Annotated in this window: 1 protein-coding gene and 1 other annotated feature; the gene reads right to left on the bottom strand. The window is 44.0% G+C overall.

Translation table 11 applies throughout. From position 1 onward, the window contains the following. Positions 1-40: 40 nt before the first annotated feature. Positions 41-1,260, bottom strand: a protein-coding gene (locus HH219_RS21600) for an IS3 family transposase (protein ID WP_249118590.1) whose coding sequence is annotated in 2 segments (ribosomal slippage) — positions 41-972 and positions 972-1,260 — 1,221 coding nt in all. Because the reading frame shifts where the segments join, the coding sequence is not laid out codon by codon here. Beyond that, positions 866-982: a sequence feature (AL1L pseudoknot), on the bottom strand. Its footprint overlaps the gene before it by 117 nt. Positions 1,261-1,310: the final 50 nt, after the last annotated feature.

Here is a 1,310-nt window from a genome sequence, read left to right as displayed (position 1 = left end):
GTGAATCGCCCCGAGTTCATCGGAGACCAGTTTGTTTAAGTCAAGCCACTTTACCTGACTCGTTTAAATTGTCATAGTAGTTTGCTTCATATTGAGCTGGTGAAACATACCCAATTGAAGAGTATAACCGTTGATTGTTAAACCAACTTACCCATTCTAAGGTTGCATATTCAACAGCATCAACATTTTTCCACGGGCCATTCCTGCGAATAATTTCTGTTTTAAATAAACCATTTATCGTTTCAGCCATTGCGTTATCGTAAGAGTCACCGACACTGCCTACAGATGCTTGAATCCCTGCTTCAGCAAGTCGTTCAGTGTACCTTATGGATAAATATTGACTCCCTCTATCGCTGTGGTGGATCAGTCCTTTTGGATCGCCACGATGCCAAATGGCTTGCTCCAACGCATCAAGAATGAGATCTGTATGCATCGTCGTTGATACACGCCAGCCTACGATGTACCGTGAGAATACGTCTATCACGAAGGCCACGTAAACAAATCCGCTCCACGTAGAGACATAGGTGATATCAGCTACCCACAGTTGATTAGGCTGCTCTGCTGTAAATTGACGATTAACCAAATCCTCTGGCTTCTCTTGTTGCTCATCTGGTATCGTTGTTTTACATGCTTTACCGCGACGAGCACCTTGGATACCCATATTTCGCATTAGTCGCTCAACGGTGCAACGGGCAACTGGGTGGCCGTCAAGTTGCAGTTGTTTCCATATTTTCCTTGCTCCATAAACAGACATGTTATCTTCCCACACTTGGCGAATGAGTATCATCAACTCAGCATCACGCTTTTTGCGGTTAGATAGTCGTTCAGGCTGCCTCTGTCGCTGTTTGTGGGCGTAATACGTTGAAGATGCAATGGGCAATTCCTTGCAAATTGACTCGACACTGTAATGCTCACGACACGCATCTATAAACGTCACGCTTATTTCTATTTGCGGTCGAGCTCCGCTTGGGCGAAAAAAGCGGCAGCTTGCCTCAAAATATCATTCGTTCGCTTTAATTCTTTATTTTCACGCTCTAAAGTAGCAAGTCGCTCCTCAGCTGATTGAGTGTTAGAAGATGGTTTAGACGGTTGAGCTTGAGACTTCTTAACCCATGATCTAAGTGTTTCTGGAGTACACCCCAGTTTATCTGAAATCGATACTAGCGCAGCCCAAAGAGAGGGGTATTCATGTTGTTGTGTAGTAACAAGCCTAATTGCACGTTCACGAAATTCTGATGTATAGCGATTTGATTTTTTCATAGTTCCAGTTTCTCAAGTTATTGAGTCTCTGGCAAACACGGGGCGATTCA

Origin of the sequence: Pseudoalteromonas sp. NEC-BIFX-2020_015 (genome assembly GCF_012952265.1) — a bacterium.
Taxonomy (GTDB): domain Bacteria; phylum Pseudomonadota; class Gammaproteobacteria; order Enterobacterales; family Alteromonadaceae; genus Pseudoalteromonas; species Pseudoalteromonas neustonica.
Note: the sequence above shows the minus strand (reverse complement) of the source record. Positions and strands in the feature narration are given on the sequence as shown.